A 21,321-nucleotide genomic window follows, 5' to 3' on the forward strand; every position below is an offset into this window, starting at 1 on the left:
GGCTCTTTTTAAAGAGACATTACTCAAGTGCATATGCGCTCCCCTGCCAAAAAGCAGGAGGGGCGCTTTTTGTTGTTGCAATAAGGCTAATACACATAGGAGGAACAAATAATGACTAAATTTATTTTTGTAACTGGTGGAGTAGTTTCTTCATTAGGAAAAGGTATAACAGCGGCGTCGCTAGGCCGTTTATTGAAAAACAGAGGGTTGAATGTAACGATTCAAAAATTTGATCCATACATTAACTTAGACCCTGGAACGATGAGTCCATATCAACACGGAGAAGTTTTTGTAACAGATGATGGTGCAGAAACAGATTTAGACTTAGGGCATTACGAGCGTTTTATTGACATTAATCTAAATAAATACTCGAATATCACAACAGGGAAAGTATATTCTTCTGTATTAAGAAAAGAACGTCGTGGCGATTATAATGGTGGAACAGTGCAAGTAATTCCACATATTACAAATGAAATTAAAGAGCGTTTATTTTTAGCTGCAAAAGAAACACATGCAGATATCGTAATAACGGAAATCGGTGGTACAGTTGGAGATATCGAATCACTTCCATTCTTAGAAACAATTCGTCAAATGAAACGTGATGTAGGTAGTAAAAATGTGATGTACGTACATTGTACATTGGTTCCATTTATTAAAGCTGCTGGTGAAATGAAAACGAAGCCAACCCAACATAGTGTGAAAGAATTGCGCAGTCTAGGTATTCAACCGAATGTTATTGTCTGCCGTTCAGAAATGCCAATTCCTCAAGATATGAAAGACAAAATTGCGTTATTCTGTGACATCAAACCCGAAGAAGTAATCGAATGTATTGATGCAGACTCACTTTATGAGATTCCATTGATGCTTCAAGCACAACATTTAGACCAAATTGTAGTGGATCATTTCCAATTGGAAACAAAAGAAGCGGATATGACAGACTGGCAAGCACTTGTCGATCAAGTAAAATCATTATCGAAAACAGTTCGTATTGGTTTAGTAGGAAAATACGTTGAACTTCAAGATGCATACATTTCTGTAGTAGAAGCGATGAAACATGCTGGTTACAAATTTGATGCAGATATTGAAGTGAAATGGGTGAATGCAGAAGAAGTAAATGATGCAAATGTTGCTGAAATACTTTCCGACGTGGATGGAATTCTTGTTCCTGGTGGATTTGGAGACCGCGGAGTAGAAGGTAAAATCGCAGCTACGAAATTTGCACGTGAAAACAATGTGCCTTTCTTAGGTATTTGTCTAGGAATGCAACTTGCAACAGTTGAATTTGCACGTTCTATTTTAGAATTACAAGGAGCTCATTCGACAGAATTAGATCCAACAACAGCACATTCTATTATTGACTTATTGCCTGAACAAAAAGACATTGAGGATCTAGGTGGAACACTTCGTCTTGGATTATATCCATGTAAACTAACTCCTGGCTCAAAAGCACACCAAGCATACGGAGAAGAGCTTGTATACGAACGTCACCGTCACCGTTACGAATTCAACAATGAATACCGTGAACAATTCGAAGCAGCAGGATTTGTGTTCTCTGGTACAAGCCCAGATGGTCGTCTAATCGAAATCATCGAGCTACCAGATCACCCATTCTTCGTAGCATCTCAGTTCCATCCGGAATTTGTGTCACGTCCACAACGTCCGCAACCTTTATTCCGTGAATTCATAAAAGCAGCCGTAGAAAAATAAACGAAGAAAAGCAGTTCGACTTGTCGAACTGCTTTTCTAATGGGGATAAATGGCAAAGAACGACCAATTGTGCGTGGAGAGCAACCAAACATACAGGAAGAGCAACCAGATCAAATGGAAGAGCAACCAAATATAAGGCGAGAGCAACCAAATCTCACAATAAAGAGTTTACTCGGTGAGAGATAGTCCGTTTAGTTAATATAACGTTTCAAACGAAGTGAAGAGTTTTGAACTATTTTCCATAATTAGTAAGGGAATAGCAGAGCGAGACCAATTAACAAGGACTCGCAACCAAACAAAAATCGCCCCAAGAATTAACGAACTTCTCGGGGCAATTCCTGTGACTATTCATCCATGAGCATTTCGTCGAGCTTCATTTTGACAGCTTCATATACAAACATTGCACTTAAAGCATAGGGTAGGACAATGCGACTTCCATCTTCAGAAGGAAGCAAGCCTTTAGATAACTTCAAGGAAATATATGTATATGCTAAACTTGCAAGGTGGTTTGCATCGTCTGGAGGCTCCGCAGCAGTAACACTAAAAGGAATAAATTCATTACTTAATTTTTTTGCGAGACCAAGAGCTTCTTTATTCTCACAAGATCTTGTAATAATCCAAACACGGTCAATGCTTGTAAGTACAGTATCTGTTGTCCATACATGCATATTTGGAAAAGTTTCTACAGCATATTTTGCATTAATTGCGATGCTTTCCATTTCGTCGAAACTGGCAAAATAGATGGAACCTTCACGTGCAGCGGCTTGCGCAAGAAGTCTAGCGGTTTCTTCTATATTCTCTTCTTCGGAAGCAGCGATTCTTTGAAGAAGCCCAGAGAGTTGTGTTGTTAGCATTTTCATGAAATTTCACCTCTTCATTATTATAAAGTAGCAGAAGATATACGTAAAATAGGAATTATTTAGAGTATAGTTAGAAGGGAAATAAACATTAGTGGCGAATAGTATAGAAGGGGAAATTTGATAAAAGGGGCTTGTCCATCATGAAACACATTTTAATTGTTGATGATCAACTAGGAATACGAATGCTCTTGAAAGAAGTTTTTTCACAAGATGGTTATGAAGTGAGTCTCGCTTCAAACGGACTGGAGGCATTGGATATAGCTGAAAAACAAGCTATTGACGGTGTTTTGTTGGATATGAAAATTCCTGGAATGGACGGGATAAAAATTCTAACATACTTAAAAGAAAAGTATCCAAGTTTACCTGTAATGATGATGACGGCATATGGGGAGTTAAACATGATCCAAAAATCGATGGATTTAGGTGCATCACTTTACTTTACAAAACCTTTTGATATTTTTGAGGTCCGTGATGCAATAAATAATCTGTTGAAAAAGTAGTCCACAAGCAGGCAGTGGAAAACATCGCCTGTTTTTGTTATGATGAAAAAGAAAAGTGGAAGATGCCGATTAGCTGTTGCTAGGCGACAAGATATAAAAAGTAAATAAACGAGCATAAAAGCAAAAAGAGGAGGTCCATTTAAATGGCTTTAGTATCGATGAAAGAAATGCTTATAAAAGGAAAAAAAGAAGGATATGCTGTAGGACAATTCAATATTAACAACCTTGAATTTACACAAGCTATTTTACAAGCGGCAGAAGAAGAGAAATCACCTGTTATTTTAGGTGTATCTGAAGGTGCTGCAAAATACATGGGCGGATTTACAACAGTTGTACATATGGTAAAAGGACTGATGGAAGATTATAAAACGTCCGTTCCAGTGGCAATCCATTTAGATCATGGCTCTAGCTTTGAAAAATGTAAAGAAGCGATTGATGCTGGGTTCACATCTGTTATGATTGATGCATCTCATCATTCATTTGAAGAGAACGTAGAAATTACTTCTAATGTTGTGGATTACGCACATGCGCGTAACATTTCAGTAGAAGCTGAGCTTGGAACAGTTGGCGGACAAGAAGACGATGTAGTGGCGGATGGCGTTATTTATGCAAATCCTTCAGAATGTGCGGAGCTAGTAAAACGTACGTCCATTGATTGCTTAGCGCCTGCATTAGGATCTGTTCACGGCCCGTATAAAGGGGAACCTAACTTAGGATTTGAAGAAATGGAAGAAATATCTAAATTAGCAGATCTTCCTTTAGTATTACATGGTGGTACAGGAATTCCAACGCATGATATTGAACGTTCCATTTCTTTAGGAACTGCTAAAATCAATGTAAATACAGAAAATCAAATTGCTGCAACAAACGCAATTCGAAACTATTTAAATGAAAATTCAAGTCAATATGACCCGCGTAAATATTTAATACCAGCACGCGATGCTATTAAAACAACGGTTATCGGAAAAATGCGCGAATTTGGAAGCTCAAACAAAGCATAATTCAGTTGGGTAATATTGAAAGAAGGAGAAGTGTTCTGTTTTAAATCAGAAGCTTCTCCTATTTTTCCATCAATAGGAGGATATTATTAATATGAAATTTTTTATAGATACAGCCAATTTCGATGAAATCAAGGAAGCACACGCATGGGGTATTTTATCCGGTGTAACAACAAATCCTTCGTTAGTCGCAAAAGAAAATATTTCTTTCCATGATCGTCTTCGTGAAATTACAGCATTAGTTGACGGATCTGTGAGTGCAGAAGTAATCGCGTTAGATGCGGAAGGTATGATTAAAGAAGGTAGAGAACTTGCTGCAATTGCTCCCAATATTACGGTTAAGCTACCTATGACACCCGAAGGACTTAAAGCATGTTCTGTATTTCGTTCAGAAGGAATTAAAACAAATGTAACGCTTATTTTTTCTGCAAACCAAGCGTTATTAGCAGCCAGAGCTGGGGCAACGTATGTATCTCCATTTCTAGGTCGTCTAGACGACATTGGACACGACGGAATGGAATTAATTGCAAAGATTGCTCAAATTTTCGAGATTCACAACATTGATACAGAAATTATTGCAGCTTCTATTAGACATCCGCAACATATTACAGATGCTGCGTTAAATGGTGCGCATATTTCTACAACACCAATTAAAGTTTTAAAACAATTATTTCATCATCCTTTGACAGACAAAGGAATTGAAGGATTTCTAGCGGATTGGAACAATCGTAAAAGCGAGTAACCAGACGAAGGAGAAGCGTATGGAAGTTTATAAAATAAAAGGTGCAAATCGGCTACATGGAACGATTAAAGTAAGCGGAGCGAAAAATAGTGCAGTAGCACTTATTCCAGCTTCCTTACTGGCGAACTCCCCTGTGACTATAGAAGGTTTACCGGAAATTTTAGACGTATGGACATTAAAAGAAATTTTAGAAGAAGTAGGGGCTAAAATTACATTCGAAGACGGTACAATGACAATCGATCCGACGAATATAGTAGATATGCCGCTCCCAAATGGTAATATAAAAAAACTACGAGCTTCTTACTATTTAATGGGTGCGCTTCTTGGGAAATTTAAAAAAGCTGCCATCGGATTACCTGGAGGATGTCATTTAGGGCCACGCCCAATTGATCAACATATTAAAGGTTTTGAAGCTTTAGGAGCTACTGTTTCCAATGAGCATGGGGCAATTTATTTGCGTGCGGATGAATTAGTAGGATCTAAGATCTATTTAGACGTTGTAAGTGTGGGAGCTACGATTAATATAATGCTTGCTGCTGTACTTGCAAAAGGCAGAACGATCATTGAAAATGCAGCAAAAGAGCCAGAAATCATTGATGTTGCAACTCTTTTATCCAATATGGGTGCGAATATTAAAGGTGCTGGAACGAATGTCATTCGAATTGATGGTGTAAACGAATTACACGGCACGAAGCATACAATTATTCCAGATCGCATTGAAGCAGGTACGTTCATGATTATGGCGGCAGTTGCTGGAGACGGCATCACCATTGATAATGTTATTCCTTTTCATGTGGAAGCATTAACAGCTAAGCTTCGTGAAATGGGCGTTAAAGTGGAAGAGTATGAAGAACAGATTTTTATTCCAAAGCCCGAAAACTTACAAGCGGTAGATGTTAAAACGCTTGTGTATCCGGGATTTCCGACTGATTTACAGCAACCATTTTCGGTATTAATGACGCAAGCTACTGGTACATCGGTTATTACGGATTCCATTTATTCGGCTAGATTTAAACAAATTGATGAACTTCGCCGAATGAGTGCAAATGGACGGGTAGATGGTAGAACTGCTGTCATTACCGGACCAGTAAATCTGGAAGCTGCAACGGTTCGGGCAAGCGACTTACGTGCTGGTGCGGCGCTAGTTCTTGCAGGTTTAATTGCCGATGGAGAAACAGAGATTCAAGATATATTTCATATAGAGCGTGGCTATAGTTCAATTATTGAAAAGCTTCAAGGGCTTGGTGCAGATATTAGACGAGTGGAAATAAAAGAAATAGAAGTAAACAACGAATAAATTGCATCCTATTTTACAGGTAGTAAAGCATAACTTTTCCACAAAGTAACTGTCCAAATTCCAAATACCTTGCACTTTTCTTATTTAGAAAATATGCTACAATGTAACAGGAAGAAAGACAGGACGGGTTTTTTAACCGTAAACCGTAAACCGGGGGGCACATATTAGATGGAACGTAGTTTATCAATGGAATTAGTCCGAGTAACAGAGGCCGCAGCTATCGCATCAGCACGGTGGATGGGACGAGGATTAAAAAATGAAGCAGACGACGCAGCAACTACTGCTATGCGCACAGTTTTTGACACAATCCCAATGGAAGGTGTCGTTGTAATTGGGGAAGGTGAAATGGACGAAGCACCGATGTTATATATCGGAGAAAAGCTAGGACATGGGTCTGGTGGTCCTCAAGTAGATGTGGCAGTGGATCCTTTAGAAGGTACGAATATCGTGGCTTCAGGTGGATGGAATGCTCTTGCAGTACTTGCAATTGCAGATCGTGGAAATTTACTTCATGCTCCAGATATGTATATGGAAAAGTTAGCAGTCGGTCCTGAAGCAGTTGGTCTAGTGGATATTAACGCACCAGTTATTGATAACTTAAGAGCAGTAGCCCGTGCAAAAAATAAAGATATTGAAGATGTAGTGGCTACCATTTTAGGTCGTCCAAGACACCAAAAAATTATCGATGAAATTAGAGCTGCAGGAGCACGCATCAAGTTAATCACGGATGGCGATGTAGCAGGAGCTATTAATACAGCATTCGATAATACTGGTGTAGATATTCTTTTTGGAATGGGTGGGGCACCTGAAGGGGTTATCTCTGCAGTTGGATTGAAATGCTTAGGCGGAGAAATCCAAGGTAAACTTATTCCTCAAGACGAAGCAGAGCTGGCACGTTGTATCAAAATGGGTCTAGATGTAAATAAAATTTTACGTATGGAAGACTTAGTTAAAGGTGACGACGCTATCTTTGCTGCTACAGGCGTAACGGACGGAGAACTTCTTCGCGGAGTGCAGTTTAAAGGTGCTTTTGGTTCTACTCATTCTATCGTTATGCGTGCAAAATCAGGAACAATCCGATTTGTTGAAGGACGCCATAGCCTAAAGAAAAAACCGAATTTAGTTCTATAAAACTAAACTTCTCTAATGTATACCCGGCTTAGTCGGTCGGGTATCCTCTTTATAAACTTCAATCCTATTAAATCTTTTTCAACTGTAGTCTCCCATTTCTACAAAAACTAGATGAGTGTCAATAATTCATAAAGTTCAGTGGTCTATTGATCCTCCATTGAATAGGATAAGACCTCTGGCAAGTGCCGCAGATTTTGTAAGGGAATTAATCGCGTAAGTAAGATACAAAATCTGGGTACATTTTTTGCGACAAGTAATCGCAGTATAAAATAAGCCAAGGTATATTTGATTTTCCAAAAAACGAAACAACAAAATATAATAAAGAGTGGTGCTTTGCCAATGACACAAACAACTATTAATGAGCTAGAAAATATGACTTTAAAAGAGCTTTATGCCCTTGCACGAAAGTATAAGGTTGCAACTTATAGCAAACTTTCAAAAAAGGAACTTATTTTTGCTATATTAAAATCTCGTGCAGAACAAGAAGGATTTTTCTTCATGGAAGGCGTATTAGAAATTATCCAACAAGAAGGTTTTGGTTTCTTACGCCCTATTAACTATTCTCCAAGTTCTGAAGATATCTATATTTCTGCTTCCCAAATTAGAAGATTTGATTTACGTAACGGAGATAAAGTAACGGGAAAAGTGCGTCCTCCTAAAGAAAGTGAACGCTACTATGGCCTTTTACATGTTGAATTAGTTAATGGTGAAGATCCAGAAATTGCGAAAGAAAGAGTCCATTTTCCAGGACTTACAGCACTTTATCCAGACCGTCATATCAAGCTTGAAACAGAACCAGATAAATTATCGACTCGTATTATGGATTTAGTAGCTCCTGTTGGTTACGGCCAACGTGGATTAATCGTTGCTCCACCAAAAGCTGGTAAAACTTTATTGATTAAAGAAATTGCCAATGCAATTACAACGAATCATCCAAACGCCGAACTAATCGTTTTATTAATAGACGAACGCCCAGAAGAAGTAACGGACATTGAGCGTTCCGTTAAAGCAGATGTGGTAAGTTCTACATTTGATGAAGTACCAGAAAATCATGTAAAAGTAGCGGAGCTTGTTTTAGAAAGAGCGATGCGTTTAGTTGAACATAAACGCGACGTTATCATTTTAATGGATTCGATTACGAGACTTGCTCGCGCATACAATTTAGTAATACCTCCAAGTGGTCGTACGTTATCAGGTGGTATTGATCCAGCAGCATTCCACCGACCAAAACGTTTTTTTGGAGCGGCACGTAATATCGAAGAAGGCGGTAGCTTAACAATTCTTGCTACTGCATTAGTAGATACAGGATCACGTATGGACGAAGTAATTTACGAAGAGTTCAAAGGAACGGGTAATCTAGAACTTCATTTAGACAGAAGTCTTGCGGAACGTCGAATTTTCCCAGCGATCGATATCCGTCGCTCAGGTACACGAAAAGAAGAGCTTCTTATTCCTAAAGATCAACTGGACAAACTTTGGGCAATTCGCAAAACCTTCTCCGATTCAGGAGATTTTGGAGAACGTTTCTTGAAAAAGCTTCGTCAGTCAAAAACAAACGAAGCATTCTTCGAGCAACTCGCAGTAGAAATGAAAGCACATCGTAGTGGAAAAGTGACTCTATAATAAGAAAAACGCAAGGATAGATTATTAATAGATGCGTTAGTTAATTTTATAAATAGCATTTAATTATTAAAACACGAATAACACTTGATTTATTGATTGGATAGACAGGCGGCGACTACAGCGGGAAGCGTCCGCCTATAGCGGAAATCATGCTTATTTATTATGAAGAGTATATGATGCATATTCTCCTCTCATTTCACATTAATATTGTTCATGTTTTATGCTCTAAATTTGAATCACGAAATTGATTCGCGTAAGTAATACAAACAATTAGCTTGCGAATCAACTGTAAACATGCTATTATATATGATGTAAGTTTACAATTTTCTGCTACATATACGATTGGCCAACGATCGGATCGTGTAAGGTATCAGTATCATAACCAACTCTGTTCCAGATGGTTCAGGGCGAGAGGAGAGATAGAGATGAAAGTAGGAATTCATCCCGATTACAAAGAAGCAACAGTATCATGTTCATGTGGTAACGCATTCACAACTGGTTCTGTAAAATCAGACATTAAAGTCGAGTTCTGTAGCGAATGTCACCCATTCTATACTGGACGTCAAAAATTCGCAGCTGCGGATGGCCGTGTTGATCGCTTCAACAAAAAATACGGTATCAAAGAAGAAATTAACGAATAATTACCAAATACCTACAAAGCACATTGTGTTTTGTGGGTATTTTTATTTTTGTTATGTCATGGTCACCCACCTATGATATAAATAGATAGAAGAAATGGAAAAAAGTTAGATGAATAAAATGAAATGCAAGGAGAATTAGAATGGCGCAATTATTTTATAAGCATGGTGCAATGAATAGTGGCAAATCGATAGAAATTCTAAAAGTAGCACATAATTACGAGGAACAAGATAAACCGGTAATCATTTTTACGCCTAGCATTGATACAAGAGATGAAATTGGGTATATCTCAAGTAGAATAGGATTAAAGAGAAAAGCTACAGCGATTTACGGGGATACAAATTTATATGAATTGGTGAAAGATCATTCACCAAAACCATATTGTGTCTTAATTGACGAAGTGCAATTTTTGAAAAAAGAGCATGTCTTACAATTAACAAAAATTGTAGATGAATTAGCTATTCCCGTAATGGGATTTGGGTTAAAAAATGACTTTCAAAATGAGTTATTTGAAGGTAGTCGTTATATGTTAATATACGCGGATAAAATTGAGGAAATGAAAACAATTTGTTGGTTCTGCCATAAAAAAGCGATTATGAATTTGCGCGTAGATGAAAATGGACAACCTATCTACACTGGAGAGCAAATCCATATTGGTGGCAACGATTCGTATTATCCAGTATGCCGAAAATGCCATGCAAATCCACCTTTATAACACATAGCAAAATCCACTTTATTCTATCCGAGTAAGGTGGATTTTTAAATCGGTTTGTGAATTTCATCTCGAATCCACGAGAATTAATTTCCTTCTACTGTTTAATTGTTGATTATGGATAATAATGCAAGGAAGCGCTTCACTCTATCCACTAGTTAGTCAATCTCACATGGAGTAAATGCTATATTGTGAGATTTGGTTGCTTTGTCGGTTGAATTAATTGCTCATACGGATATTTGGTTGCTCTTCTATTCTAATTGGTTGCTCCTACAGTTGAAATGGTTGTTATTATCCATTTATATCCAAAAATTCAACATTGATGCTTCAATCGCACACAGATTTAACTCTATATTGTGAGATTTGATCTCGGGTTGTTCGAAACTGGTCTCGCTCCGCCATTATATGTAAACAAACAACTTACTTTGGAAAGAATAATATAGAAAAAGTAGCGAGGACGACATTTTTTCTTTATAATAGGAATGATATAGACTTATACGAACGAGGTGAGCTCGATGTTTGATCGATTACAATCGGTAGAAGATCGTTATGATAAATTAAATGAATTGCTTAGTGACCCAGATGTGGTAAATGATATAAATAAGCTGAGACAATATTCAAAAGAGCAATCGGATTTGCAGGATACAGTGGACGCGTACCGTGAATACAAAGAGGTCAAAAGTCAACATAAAGATGCAAAATTGATGTTAGATGAAAAGCTTGATGCAGATATGCGGGACATGGTGAAGGAAGAAGTAAATGATTTGGTAGCTCAAATTGAGGTATTAGAAGAGCGACTTAGACTTTTATTAATACCGAAGGATCCAAATGATGATAAAAACGTTATTATGGAGATTCGCGGAGCTGCTGGGGGAGATGAGGCAGCATTATTTGCTGGTAATCTATTCCGTATGTACAGTCGCTACGCGGAAACGCAAAACTGGAAAGTAGATATTATGGATTCTTCTCCGACAGGTCTTGGTGGTTTCAAAGAAATTATTTTCATGATTAATGGGAATAATGCGTATTCGAAAATGAAATACGAAAATGGTGCGCACCGTGTACAGCGTGTTCCGGAAACAGAGTCTGGTGGACGTATTCATACGTCAACGGCTACAGTAGCAGTTCTTCCTGAAGCAGAAGAAGTAGAAGTGGAAATTCATGAAAAAGATATTCGTACCGATACATTTGCATCTTCTGGTGCGGGTGGACAATCAGTTAATACAACGATGTCCGCTGTTCGTTTGACGCATCTTCCAACTGGAATTACAGTTTCGATGCAAGATGAAAAATCGCAAATTAAAAACAAAGAAAAAGCCATGAAAATTCTTCGAGCACGTGTTGCGGACAAATTCCGTCAAGAAGCACAAGCGGAATATGATGCTGTCCGAAAATCCGCAGTTGGTACCGGTGACCGCTCCGAACGAATTCGCACATATAACTATCCACAAAATCGTGTAACCGATCACCGTATTGGATTAACGATTCAAAAACTCGACCAAATCCTAGAAGGAAAGCTTGATGAAGTAGTCGATGCATTAATATTAGAAGATCAAGCAGACAAGCTAGAAAGATTGAACGATACCAATGTATAAAACAATTTATGAGGCCCTAAATCGGGCTTCTTCTTTTTTAGAAGAAAACAATCGAGAAAAAGAAGTAGCTCGTTATTTGTTGCAGTATGTGCTAAAGAAAAACTATTCACAATTGATGTTTGCTATGTACGAGGAGTTATCCGCAGAAAATCTTCAAATATTTTGGTCATATGTTGAAGAACATGCAACTGGGCGTCCGTTTCAATATATTATTGGACAGGAAACCTTTTACGGTCGAGATTTCTTTGTAGATGAAAGCGTCTTAATACCACGACCGGAAACAGAAGAATTAATAGAAGAAGTAAAAAAACGTGTAAAGCCTCTTTTCGAAGCAAATAAAATCCTGCAAATTGCTGATATTGGTACAGGAAGTGGCGCAATAGCTGTCACTATAAAAAAAGAAATACCTATTGCAAAAGTTACGGCAACGGATATATCCCAACAAGCGCTTGAAATGGCGATGAAAAATGCGCAGTTATTAGATGCAGAAATTCAATTCAAACTAGGTGATTTACTAGTGCCGCTAGCTGATCAAAAATGGGATATTATCCTATCAAATCCACCATACATTGGTCAGCAAGAAGCAGATTCTCTTTCCGATACGGTAATTGATTATGAACCACATTTAGCATTGTTTGCAGAGGAAGAGGGGCTGCAATTATATCGAAAAATGGTAGAACAGCTACCTTCTATGATGAATATTCCTAGTTTCATTGGCTTTGAGATTGGCTTTGAACAAGGGCCAGCTGTACAAAGTATGCTGCAAACAGCTTTTCCAGCAGCTCTTGTAGAAATAGTAAAAGACATAAATAAAAAAAATCGTTTTGTTTTTTGTACAATTACTGAATAAGTTATGAATCTATTGGTAACAATGTTCCTAAGGGGGAATGTTATATGTTACCAGATTATGAGATAAAGAGAGCTACTCCAAGAATTGGCAAACAAATAGATGCTATTATTTTCTTCGTGTGGATGTTACTTCTTATTCAATTTTGTTTGTTTTTCTTATTTCAATCGACCGATCAAGCAGATGGACTACGTTTTCGATTGATCGCAAATAGTAATACAATGGAAGACCAACAGGTAAAGAATGAAGTGAAAAATAATATTGAGCCTCTTTTGATTCAATATCAAAATAATCCACAAAGTTATGCAGAACTTGAACAAGTTGTGGATAAGTTATCAGAAAAGTTTGAACAAAAAATTTATTTATCCACAGGCTTGGCTTTATTTCCACCAAAAGTGTGGAATCAAGGAATAGCAGCACAAACAAATGTGGAATCTGTTGTGATAACAATTGGGAGTGGCCGCGGCGATAACTGGTGGTGTGCACTGTTTCCAAAAGTATGCTACAAAGAAGAAGTAGTGAAAGAGAAGCCAAAGTTTTGGATATGGGAATGGTTAAAAAAGAAGTTTTCCACATAATTATCCACAAAAAGAAGAAAGTTATCAACAAATTGTGCATAAGTGGGATAGAAAGGAGAGAAAACGACATGAAAACACAAATTGCGAGTGTGGATAACTTATCCACAGAAGAACAAAGTTATACACAAGCAATTGATTTATTAAAAGCAGGAGAAACGGTGGCTTTCCCGACAGAAACTGTATATGGACTAGGTGCTGTTGCAACAAATGAATTAGCGGTAAGTAAAATTTTTGAAGCAAAGGGAAGACCACAGGATAATCCACTAATTGTGCACATCGGTGAAATAGAAGAACTCATGTCTTTCACGAAGAATATTCCGCAAATAGCGAAGGATTGCATGGATGCTTTTTGGCCAGGTCCCCTCACACTTATACTTCCCCTAAAGCCAAATTCACTTGCAAGAAATGTATCAGCTGGATTAGATACAGTAGGAGTTAGAATGCCTGAACATCCGGTAGCGCTTGAATTGCTTAGACGTTTAAAACTACCAGTTGCTGCTCCGAGTGCGAATAGAAGTGGAAAACCAAGTCCTACTAAAGCGATGCACGTACTCCACGACTTGAACGGTAAAATCCCTTTAATAGTTGATGGTGGTGCGACAGGTATTGGTTTAGAGTCAACAGTATTAGATGTTACATCCAAAGTACCAACGATTCTTCGTCCAGGTGGAATCACAAAAGAAATGCTCGAAAAAGTAATCGGACCAGTCAATGAATCAAAACCGACAGATCATGCAGAAGCACCTCGTGCACCGGGTATGAAATATGCTCACTATGCCCCAAATGCCCCTGTCTATTTAATTGAAAATTCCGAACTAACCGTACGAAATGCGGTCGAAAAAATACATAGCGATTCTCAAAAGGTAGTTTTAATCGCACGTGAACAGTACGCTGATATCGAGGTAGATTACTTTTTTTCATTGGGAAAAGAAAATCAATTACAAGACGCGGCACACTTATTGTATGAAGCACTAAGAAGTTGTGATGAAACAGATGCAGACTTAGTGCTTGTTCCTGTTTTCTTAAAAGAAGGAGTAGGAACCGCTATTATGAATCGATTAGAAAAAGCTGCAAACGGCAATTGGTATGCTAAGTAATTTCAGTTCGCATTGATATTTGACTGATTGCATGATGTATTCAATCGATTGTCAATGTTATTTGACCGTTTCAACAATTTTAGTTATGCAAAGGTAAACATTTCTTAAGAGGTATCAGTGTATTCTCTCCTATCTATTTGCATATAGTTAAATATGCAAATGGACAGGAGAGATTTTTTTGTGGCGTGAAATTTTAGCAGGCGTTTTGATGTCTGTAGACGTGCTTATATTGTTTTCACTTGTATCGTATCGAAAACAAGTTTTTACCATTGCTGCGTGGGTAGCTTCATTACATATGCTTTTCCCTTTAATCGGTTATTACGCTGGAATCGTTGTGCAAAACTATTTGCAACATGCAAGTCCTTATTTATCTGGAGTTCTTCTTTCGCTAGTTGGTTTACAAATGATTATTACGCAATCTCCTAAACAAGTTCCGCTATTCTCTCCTTATCTTCTTGCTATGGTTGCAAGTATTGATACCTTTTCAGTAAGTATTTCGTTTGGTATGCTTAAAGTGGAAAAGTTTATATTTATCTTAAGCGCTGGAATCTTTTCTTTTTTGGCTGTATTTATTGCTCAAAAAGTCATTTTTAAACATGCATTTATGAATCGAGCGATTATTATGCGTCTAGCTGGACTAGTTCTTTTATTGATGGGAATTCTGACTTTACGAAATATTTAACAATATTTAAAACATTTATAGGACTAAATATTATATACTAGAGATGGGGAAATAGAATGAGAAATATATTGTTTGTTTGTACGGGAAATACATGTCGAAGTCCGATAGCAGAGGCGTTATTAAGGGCTCGTTGTTTAGATAATGTGGAAGTTCGTTCAGCAGGTATTTATGCAATGAACGGAGGAAATATATCTTTAAATGGGCAATTAGTATTAAATAATGCTCTGATACCGTTTGCTCATGAAACAACTGCATTAGATGAGCGATTAGTAGATTGGGCAGATCTTATCTTAACGATGACATTTTCTCATAAACAAACAATCGTTCAAGCGTTTCCACATACTAAAACCAAAGTGTATATGTACAAAGAGTTTGTAACACCCCAAAATGTACAAGATGTCTCAGATCCTTACGGTGGGGACCTGTGTACATATGAAAACACGTTTCAAGAAATACTTGCACTGACAGATGAACTAGTGAAAAGACTCCGGGGGGATTAGGGATGAAAGAGAAAAAGAAGAAGTATTCATTTGGACTACAAAAAAAGATTGTATTATTTGTCACCGTTTTAGCTATTATTACATACACAACAAGTGCAATTTTTATAAACTTTATACAACCGCTAATATTTGAAAGTGCAACAAAATCATTCAATTTTGAAATAGCTATGTATGCTTTGGGTATTTTTTGGTCGGCTGTACTAGCTTATTTTTTCAGTGGGGTAATTATAAAGCCTTTATTTAATTTAGAAAAAGTTGCAACCCTTGCTTCAGAAGGGAAAATTGGTGTGGATGTAAATGTGCCAAAATCCAAAGATGAAATTCAATCTGTTGCTATTGCTTTCCAAACAATGCTTGTGAACTTAAGAGAAATGGTCCAAAGTATTGAAGATAATTTTGAGAAGACAAATAATACTGTCCAGCAATTATCGGAACAATCGTCTGGTGCTTCTGTGCAAGCTGAAGCAATCGCCCATACAATTGCGCAAATTTCACAAGGCGCAGAACAATCGGCTGTAGCAGTGCAAGAAACTGCGGAATCAGTAGAAGATGTAAGAGTGCTTGCATCTGAAGTAAATAAACGTGCAGAAGAATCATCTGTTCAATCCAAGGAAATGATTGCAGGTTTAGCACAAACAACAGATGTTATTGAATCACTTGTAAATGGCATTCGAAAAATTGCCTCGGGAAGTGAAGCAGCACTAGGAAATGTACAACAATTGGAAGAGAACGCAGGAAAAGTAGAAAGTATTATTCAATTAGTAGGGGATATTGCGGCGCAAACGAATCTACTGGCGCTAAATGCATCCATCGAAGCAGCACGTGCTGGCGAGCATGGAAAAGGTTTTGCAGTTGTAGCAGAAGAAGTTCGCAAATTAGCGGATGAAAGTGCAAAAGCTGTTCAAGGCATTTCCGAATTAATCCTTGCCATTCAAAAAGATGTGCAAACAGTTGTGCAGCAAATGACTAACCAAGTTAGCTTTGCGGTAGGGGAAGCAAAAAGAGTATCTGATACAAACGCAGCAATCGAAGGGATGTCCAATAAAATCCATAACATGGCTGGGTCTGTTGTCGAAATATCAACACTCATTGAACAACAATTAACTAATATTGAAAGTACTGCTCGTCAATCGCAAGAAGTAGCTGCGATTGCAGAAGAAACATCAGCGGGTGCGGAAGAAGTGAGAAGTTCCACAGATGAGCAAGCCCGCTCGATTGAACAAATCGACCATTTATCTGAAGGACTGAAACAACAATCGAATGAGCTGTTTAAAGTGATAAGTCAATTTGATCGAACTACACAATAATGGTTCTTGAAGAAAATGTGGCATATTAATGATGTGAATGCGAATGTGAAAGATAGATTTAATTATTATTGTTCGTGTTTAGTGGTTGTTTAATAAAAAAAACATAGTAGAGTCAGAGAATTGACAGAAATTCGTTCGATTCTTTGTATTAAATACAATTCACTATATGTGAATTGTATTTTTTTATTCTGAAAAATGGTATGATGAATGAGAATTTAAACAGAAATGAGGGAACGAGTTGAAAATAGCCATTTCTTCCGATCACGGTGGTAATAACCTACGTAAAGAAATTATACAACAGCTAGAAGAGCTTGGACTTTCCTATAAGGACTTCGGTCCAACTAATAACGATTCAGTCGATTATCCAGACTATGCGATGCCGGTTACAGAAGGTGTTGCTAGTGGAGATTTTGATCGTGGAATATTAATTTGTGGTACAGGTATTGGAATGTCAATTGCAGCAAATAAAGTAAAAGGTATTCGTTGTGCATTAGTACATGATGTGTTTTCTGCAAAAGCAACGAGATGTCATAATGATTCTAATGTCCTTGCGATGGGTGAACGAGTAATAGGTCCTGGACTTGCAAGGGAAATCGTTGCAACGTGGCTTGCGCAAGATTTTGAAGGTGGACGCCATGAGCGTCGTATTGAGAAAATTACTGCATTAGAAAACGCATAAAGAGGTGATTTCGTATGGAAGCAAAACATTTGTGGAAACAACAAATAAAACAGCTTCTATTAGAAGTGGAGCAGCAAGCAATTTTAAAAGAAAATGATTTATTTGTCATTGGCTGTTCTACTTCTGAAATTATCGGCGAGAAAATTGGTACTGCCGGTGGCATAGAAGTAGCGGAAGTTTTATTTGAACCATTACAAGCATTTGCGAATCGACATAAAGTCCACTTAGCATTTCAAGGCTGTGAACATATAAATCGAGCAATTACAATGGAAAGAAAAACGCAACTCTTCTATCGATTACCGGAAGTCTCTGTTATTCCAGTTGTTCGCGCAGGAGGTTCTATGTCTGCTTATGCGTACACTCAATTTCAAGACCCTGTAGTTGTCGAGCATGTGCAAGCACATGCCGGTATTGATATAGGACAAACCCTAATCGGCATGCAGTTGCAACCAGTTGCTGTACCGATTCGCGTGTCCACAAAGCAAATTGGGGGAGCGGTCGTTACGATTGCGAAAACACGTCCGAAGCTAATTGGTGGAGAGCGTGCATTTTACGGATGATATTGGAGGAGGAACTAAAAGTGGAGAAAATTTTATCACAAGATCCAGCAGTATATGAAGCTATGCTGGCGGAGAAAAAACGTCAACAAGCTAATATTGAGTTAATCGCGTCAGAAAATTTCGTATCCGAAGCAGTTATGGAAGCACAAGGATCGGTACTTACGAATAAATATGCAGAAGGCTACCCAGGTAAACGCTACTATGGTGGTTGTGAGTATGTAGATATAGTGGAAAATATTGCTCGTGATCGTTTGAAAGAAATTTTTGGAGCAGAACATGCAAATGTACAGCCACATTCAGGCTCACAAGCAAATATGGCAGTATACATGACTGCTTTACAACCTGGTGACACGATATTAGGTATGAATTTGTCACATGGCGGACATTTAACGCATGGTTCTCCTGTAAACTTTAGTGGAATTCAATATAACTTCATTGATTATGGTGTAAGTAAAGAAGATGAAACAATCGATTATGAGAACATTCGTGCAATTGCACTAGAACATAAACCTAAAATGATCGTTGCTGGAGCAAGTGCGTATTCACGTACCATTGACTTTGCTAAATTCCGTGAAATTGCAGATGAAGTAGGAGCTTACTTATTTGTTGATATGGCGCATATTGCAGGTCTTGTTGCTGCAGGACTTCATCCAAACCCAGTACCACATGCTCATTTTGTCACTTCAACTACACATAAAACATTGCGCGGACCTCGTGGAGGATTAATCTTAACAACAGAAGAATTTGCTAAGAAAATTGATAAAACGATTTTCCCGGGAATTCAAGGTGGTCCACTAATGCATGTTATCGCTGCAAAAGCCGTAGCGTTTGGTGAAGCACAACAACCTGGATTTAAAGAATATCAAGCGCAAGTAATTGCTAACGCTAAAACACTAGCAGATAGTTTAACAGATGAAGGTATTCGCATTGTATCTGGTGGGACGGACAATCACGTGATGTTATTGGATGTTTCAGCTTTAGGATTAACTGGTAAAGTAGCTGAACATGTCCTTGACGAAGTTGGAATTACAGTAAATAAAAATACTATTCCTTTTGATACAGCAAGTCCATTTATCACATCTGGCGTTCGTATAGGTACACCAGCTGTGACAACGCGTGGATTTAAAGAGGAAGAAATGAAAGAAATCGCTATTATTATTGCAAAACTATTGAAAAACCACGAAGATGAGGCAATCCTAAAAGAATCGAAAGATAGAGTTGCTGCATTAACTTCTAAGTTTCCTTTATATAGTTAATAATTTAATAGTTAAAAGCTACTTTTCGTTGAGAAAAGTAGCTTTTTTATGTGGGTATCCTTATTCGGATACCCGTTTGAGTTAATCTCGGGTTAGAAGGAATTGGTCTCACCTTCGGATAAATTGGTCTCGAAGTTCCATTTAGTGTAAAAAAATTCTCCAGTTGAGCGGCTCAGGATTTCTAAAAAGACGTCTTGGACAATGAAAAAGAGTAATTCCAATAAATTTGTTAATAAATAATCGCTCTTATGCAAGCTTCTCGCAAAAAAAAATGAGCTCCTGCGACTGCAGTGGCTCGTTTTATAGAAGATTCTCTTTTCTTGCGAATTGTAGTTATCATTTTTGGGCAATATAATGGTAATTGAGATTTAATTAAAAAATATTTGAGAAAAGTTAGTTATTTAATTGGTCAAGATTTTTATTTTAACAAACTGATGACGCCAAAGAAATAGACGCAATAGTAAGAACGGGGGATTGCTAGTATATCACCCGCGATTTTTGGTATAATTAGTAGAATTGCAACTAAAACAAGAAGGAGATATGCCATATGACAAAAGTATTTGTATTTGATCATCCACTTATTCAACATAAACTTACATATATCCGTGATGTAAATACAGGAACAAAAGAGTTTCGTGAACTTGTAGACGAGGTAGCTACATTAATGGCTTTTGAAATTACACGTGATTTACCTTTAGAAGAAACAGAAGTAGAAACGCCAGTCCAAAAAACCAAATCAAAAGTGTTGGCAGGTAAAAAGTTAGGGATTGTGCCTATATTACGTGCTGGAATTGGAATGATTGATGGGATATTAAAACTTATTCCGGCTGCAAAAGTAGGGCATATCGGTCTTTACCGTGATCCAGAAACACTACAGCCGGTTGAATATTATGTAAAACTACCTGCGGATGTAGCAGATCGTGACTTTATCTTAGTTGACCCAATGCTTGCAACAGGGGGTTCTGCAATTGAAGCAGTGAACTCATTGAAAAAACGAGGCGCAATACATATTAAGTTTATGTGTTTAATCGCGGCTCCTGAAGGCGTGGAAGCATTGCAAAAAGCGCATCCAGATGTGGATATCTATATAGCAGCATTAGATGAAAAACTGAACGACCATGGCTATATCGTTCCAGGTTTAGGAGATGCAGGGGATCGTTTGTTTGGAACAAAATAAAAAAGTGAATATTTTCCTGCTCTAAATTTGTCGATAAGATGTCAAATAGAAGGTATTTGTGAAGAATTTCACTACTTCTAATTGACATCATTTTGCCCCTATTGTATGCTTACAAAGGATATAAAATGATAGGGGTTTCATGCTTGAAATACTTGTCGTATCAACTTCCTACTAGATTCACAGTTTTTACTTTAAAAGAAAAAACGTGAGGATCCTTTTATGCGTCCCAATAGACGCCCGTTACAAGGGATTGCAATGTATTTTTGCGAATCTCTCACAGTTTATCGGTTCTAACTTAATAGGTATATTCACAGGAATGTGGATAGATGATATCTATAGAACCACTCCATTATTTTTAGTAATAAGTATGCTCGTAGACCTTATGGTTGGCATGTTTGCCATTATTACTACCATTCGAAAATATGATTCAGGAGACTAAAGACTAATGCATGAATTGCAACGTATCTTTACGAAGCAGAAAAAGTACATATTTTTTTTGCTCGCAGTATGTGTGCTAGGTTGGGGATTTACCCCTTATTCGACAATATTTGCAGGCTTAGCGCTAGGTTCTTTATTTGGTCTGTATAATTTCTGGATTCTAGTACGTAGAATGGAGAAATTTGATCGTGTGTTAACAGATGGAAAAGGACGAGCAGGTCTCGGGACAACTTTCCGCTTCGCATCAGGCGTGGCTGCTGTAGCAATAGCTCTAGCATTACCAAATTATATTCATCTAATAAGCACAGTTATTGGATTAATGATACCCTATGTTCTACTAATAGTAGAACGAATTATGTATTACACAAAACACCAACTATGAGAAAGTGAAAGAGA

At 37.7% G+C, this 21,321-nt stretch carries 23 protein-coding genes; 22 read left to right on the forward strand and 1 reads right to left on the reverse strand.

What is annotated here, in order from left to right; all coding sequences use genetic code 11:
* Nucleotides 1–111: 111 nt before the first annotated feature.
* Nucleotides 112–1,707 carry a CTP synthase gene (locus PB01_RS03270; protein ID WP_151698861.1) on the forward strand — a complete coding sequence of 532 codons (1,596 nt, stop codon included), beginning with the start codon at nt 112–114 and terminating at the stop codon, nt 1,705–1,707.
* 344 nt (nt 1,708–2,051) lie between these two features.
* Here PB01_RS03270 and PB01_RS03275 read toward each other — a convergent pair whose 3' ends face one another.
* The gene (locus tag PB01_RS03275) at nt 2,052–2,567 is read right to left on the reverse strand and encodes a DUF2529 family protein (RefSeq protein WP_151698862.1); all 516 of its coding nucleotides are present in this window, start codon (nt 2,565–2,567) and stop codon (nt 2,052–2,054) included.
* Nucleotides 2,568–2,707: 140 nt separating this feature from the next.
* On the opposite strand from PB01_RS03275, the gene PB01_RS03280 reads away from it, so the two are divergent.
* The 21 genes from PB01_RS03280 (at nt 2,708) to PB01_RS03380 (ending at nt 21,307) form a co-directional block, all read left to right on the forward strand.
* Nucleotides 2,708–3,067, forward strand: a complete 360-nt coding sequence (locus PB01_RS03280) for a response regulator (RefSeq protein WP_151698863.1) — start codon at nt 2,708–2,710, stop codon at nt 3,065–3,067.
* Nucleotides 3,068–3,210: 143 nt separating this feature from the next.
* Nucleotides 3,211–4,068, forward strand: coding sequence for a class II fructose-bisphosphate aldolase (locus tag PB01_RS03285; protein ID WP_151698864.1), 858 nt, complete (start codon nt 3,211–3,213; stop codon nt 4,066–4,068).
* 91 nt (nt 4,069–4,159) lie between these two features.
* Nucleotides 4,160–4,807: a fructose-6-phosphate aldolase gene (gene fsa / locus PB01_RS03290; RefSeq protein ID WP_151698865.1), complete on the forward strand. Its 648-nt coding sequence runs from the start codon at nt 4,160–4,162 to the stop codon at nt 4,805–4,807.
* 19 nt (nt 4,808–4,826) lie between these two features.
* The gene (locus PB01_RS03295) at nt 4,827–6,104 is read left to right on the forward strand and encodes a UDP-N-acetylglucosamine 1-carboxyvinyltransferase (protein WP_151698866.1); all 1,278 of its coding nucleotides are present in this window, start codon (nt 4,827–4,829) and stop codon (nt 6,102–6,104) included.
* Nucleotides 6,105–6,272: 168 nt separating this feature from the next.
* Nucleotides 6,273–7,235 (forward strand): class II fructose-bisphosphatase, encoded by a 963-nt coding sequence (glpX, locus tag PB01_RS03300; RefSeq protein WP_151698867.1) that lies wholly within the window; start codon nt 6,273–6,275, stop codon nt 7,233–7,235.
* 339 nt (nt 7,236–7,574) lie between these two features.
* Nucleotides 7,575–8,858, forward strand: a complete 1,284-nt coding sequence (gene rho, locus PB01_RS03305; RefSeq protein ID WP_151698868.1) for a transcription termination factor Rho — start codon at nt 7,575–7,577, stop codon at nt 8,856–8,858.
* A gap of 425 nt (nt 8,859–9,283) precedes the next feature.
* Nucleotides 9,284–9,499 (forward strand): 50S ribosomal protein L31, encoded by a 216-nt coding sequence (rpmE, locus tag PB01_RS03310; RefSeq protein WP_151698869.1) that lies wholly within the window; start codon nt 9,284–9,286, stop codon nt 9,497–9,499.
* 140 nt (nt 9,500–9,639) lie between these two features.
* Nucleotides 9,640–10,212 carry a thymidine kinase gene (locus tag PB01_RS03315; RefSeq protein WP_151698870.1) on the forward strand — a complete coding sequence of 191 codons (573 nt, stop codon included), beginning with the start codon at nt 9,640–9,642 and terminating at the stop codon, nt 10,210–10,212.
* A 512-nt stretch (nt 10,213–10,724) separates the two neighbouring features.
* The gene (prfA, locus tag PB01_RS03320; RefSeq protein ID WP_151698871.1) at nt 10,725–11,804 is read left to right on the forward strand and encodes a peptide chain release factor 1; all 1,080 of its coding nucleotides are present in this window, start codon (nt 10,725–10,727) and stop codon (nt 11,802–11,804) included.
* Entirely contained in the window at nt 11,797–12,654 is an 858-nt protein-coding gene (gene prmC / locus PB01_RS03325; protein ID WP_151698872.1) for a peptide chain release factor N(5)-glutamine methyltransferase, read from the forward strand. Before prfA ends, prmC begins: the two co-directional genes overlap by 8 nt.
* A gap of 44 nt (nt 12,655–12,698) precedes the next feature.
* The gene (locus PB01_RS03330; RefSeq protein WP_151698873.1) at nt 12,699–13,229 is read left to right on the forward strand and encodes a stage II sporulation protein R; all 531 of its coding nucleotides are present in this window, start codon (nt 12,699–12,701) and stop codon (nt 13,227–13,229) included.
* Nucleotides 13,230–13,297: 68 nt separating this feature from the next.
* Nucleotides 13,298–14,326 carry an L-threonylcarbamoyladenylate synthase gene (locus PB01_RS03335; RefSeq protein WP_151698874.1) on the forward strand — a complete coding sequence of 343 codons (1,029 nt, stop codon included), beginning with the start codon at nt 13,298–13,300 and terminating at the stop codon, nt 14,324–14,326.
* Between the two features lie 178 nt (nt 14,327–14,504).
* On the forward strand, nt 14,505–15,008 hold the full coding sequence (locus PB01_RS03340; RefSeq protein ID WP_151698875.1) for a manganese efflux pump MntP: 504 nt from the start codon (nt 14,505–14,507) through the stop codon (nt 15,006–15,008).
* Nucleotides 15,009–15,064: 56 nt separating this feature from the next.
* Entirely contained in the window at nt 15,065–15,508 is a 444-nt protein-coding gene (locus PB01_RS03345; RefSeq protein ID WP_151698876.1) for a low molecular weight protein arginine phosphatase, read from the forward strand.
* Between the two features lie 2 nt (nt 15,509–15,510).
* Nucleotides 15,511–16,815, forward strand: a complete 1,305-nt coding sequence (locus PB01_RS03350; RefSeq protein ID WP_151698877.1) for a methyl-accepting chemotaxis protein — start codon at nt 15,511–15,513, stop codon at nt 16,813–16,815.
* A gap of 238 nt (nt 16,816–17,053) precedes the next feature.
* Nucleotides 17,054–17,494 carry a ribose 5-phosphate isomerase B gene (gene rpiB / locus PB01_RS03355; protein ID WP_151698878.1) on the forward strand — a complete coding sequence of 147 codons (441 nt, stop codon included), beginning with the start codon at nt 17,054–17,056 and terminating at the stop codon, nt 17,492–17,494.
* Between the two features lie 14 nt (nt 17,495–17,508).
* Nucleotides 17,509–18,054 (forward strand): TIGR01440 family protein, encoded by a 546-nt coding sequence (locus tag PB01_RS03360; RefSeq protein WP_151698879.1) that lies wholly within the window; start codon nt 17,509–17,511, stop codon nt 18,052–18,054.
* A 20-nt stretch (nt 18,055–18,074) separates the two neighbouring features.
* Nucleotides 18,075–19,310: a serine hydroxymethyltransferase gene (locus PB01_RS03365; RefSeq protein WP_151698880.1), complete on the forward strand. Its 1,236-nt coding sequence runs from the start codon at nt 18,075–18,077 to the stop codon at nt 19,308–19,310.
* 547 nt (nt 19,311–19,857) lie between these two features.
* A complete protein-coding gene (upp, locus tag PB01_RS03370) occupies nt 19,858–20,487 on the forward strand; it encodes a uracil phosphoribosyltransferase (RefSeq protein ID WP_151698881.1) in 630 nt (209 codons plus the stop codon).
* Between the two features lie 250 nt (nt 20,488–20,737).
* On the forward strand, nt 20,738–20,926 hold the full coding sequence (locus tag PB01_RS03375; RefSeq protein WP_151698882.1) for an AtpZ/AtpI family protein: 189 nt from the start codon (nt 20,738–20,740) through the stop codon (nt 20,924–20,926).
* A gap of 6 nt (nt 20,927–20,932) precedes the next feature.
* The gene (locus PB01_RS03380) at nt 20,933–21,307 is read left to right on the forward strand and encodes an ATP synthase subunit I (RefSeq protein ID WP_151698883.1); all 375 of its coding nucleotides are present in this window, start codon (nt 20,933–20,935) and stop codon (nt 21,305–21,307) included.
* Nucleotides 21,308–21,321: the final 14 nt, after the last annotated feature.

The sequence above is a fragment of the Psychrobacillus glaciei genome (genome assembly GCF_008973485.1).
Lineage (GTDB): Bacteria > Bacillota > Bacilli > Bacillales_A > Planococcaceae > Psychrobacillus > Psychrobacillus glaciei.

Coding starts and splice junctions, on each gene's coding strand:
- PB01_RS03270 (WP_151698861.1), top strand. CDS start 112: ATGACTAAATTTATTTTTGTAACTGGTGGAGTAGTTTCTTCATTAGGA.
- PB01_RS03275 (WP_151698862.1), bottom strand. CDS start 2,567: ATGAAAATGCTAACAACACAACTCTCTGGGCTTCTTCAAAGAATCGCT.
- PB01_RS03280 (WP_151698863.1), top strand. CDS start 2,708: ATGAAACACATTTTAATTGTTGATGATCAACTAGGAATACGAATGCTC.
- PB01_RS03285 (WP_151698864.1), top strand. CDS start 3,211: ATGGCTTTAGTATCGATGAAAGAAATGCTTATAAAAGGAAAAAAAGAA.
- fsa (WP_151698865.1), top strand. CDS start 4,160: ATGAAATTTTTTATAGATACAGCCAATTTCGATGAAATCAAGGAAGCA.
- PB01_RS03295 (WP_151698866.1), top strand. CDS start 4,827: ATGGAAGTTTATAAAATAAAAGGTGCAAATCGGCTACATGGAACGATT.
- glpX (WP_151698867.1), top strand. CDS start 6,273: ATGGAACGTAGTTTATCAATGGAATTAGTCCGAGTAACAGAGGCCGCA.
- rho (WP_151698868.1), top strand. CDS start 7,575: ATGACACAAACAACTATTAATGAGCTAGAAAATATGACTTTAAAAGAG.
- rpmE (WP_151698869.1), top strand. CDS start 9,284: ATGAAAGTAGGAATTCATCCCGATTACAAAGAAGCAACAGTATCATGT.
- PB01_RS03315 (WP_151698870.1), top strand. CDS start 9,640: ATGGCGCAATTATTTTATAAGCATGGTGCAATGAATAGTGGCAAATCG.
- prfA (WP_151698871.1), top strand. CDS start 10,725: ATGTTTGATCGATTACAATCGGTAGAAGATCGTTATGATAAATTAAAT.
- prmC (WP_151698872.1), top strand. CDS start 11,797: ATGTATAAAACAATTTATGAGGCCCTAAATCGGGCTTCTTCTTTTTTA.
- PB01_RS03330 (WP_151698873.1), top strand. CDS start 12,699: ATGTTACCAGATTATGAGATAAAGAGAGCTACTCCAAGAATTGGCAAA.
- PB01_RS03335 (WP_151698874.1), top strand. CDS start 13,298: ATGAAAACACAAATTGCGAGTGTGGATAACTTATCCACAGAAGAACAA.
- PB01_RS03345 (WP_151698876.1), top strand. CDS start 15,065: ATGAGAAATATATTGTTTGTTTGTACGGGAAATACATGTCGAAGTCCG.
- PB01_RS03350 (WP_151698877.1), top strand. CDS start 15,511: ATGAAAGAGAAAAAGAAGAAGTATTCATTTGGACTACAAAAAAAGATT.
- PB01_RS03360 (WP_151698879.1), top strand. CDS start 17,509: ATGGAAGCAAAACATTTGTGGAAACAACAAATAAAACAGCTTCTATTA.
- upp (WP_151698881.1), top strand. CDS start 19,858: ATGACAAAAGTATTTGTATTTGATCATCCACTTATTCAACATAAACTT.
- PB01_RS03380 (WP_151698883.1), top strand. CDS start 20,933: ATGCATGAATTGCAACGTATCTTTACGAAGCAGAAAAAGTACATATTT.